The 224-nt window shown below is 31.7% G+C and carries 1 protein-coding gene; it reads right to left on the reverse strand.

Features of this window, described 5'->3' with window-relative positions:
• Positions 1 to 224: AAA family ATPase (locus ACYQZV_RS09215; RefSeq protein WP_459895370.1), on the reverse strand; the 224-nt coding region annotated here is incomplete at both ends.

Below are 224 nucleotides of genomic sequence, written 5' to 3' on the forward strand. Positions count from 1 at the left end.
AGTTCTTGGAATTTTAAACCTAAATACTTTTTCTCAAGCACTATAGAGTGTTTTTTAGCCTCATCTTCTAAGAAAGATGTCAGAGAATATTCAAGCTTTTCCTCTGTATCAGGATAAGCCTGACTTAAATCAAACTTTACAATAGGATACTTTTTATTCCAATCCCAATTGTCGTATAGATATAGACCTTTAAATAGCTCTTTGTTGCCAGAAAAAGCTTCTTT

Source organism: Hydrogenobaculum acidophilum (assembly GCF_054656715.1).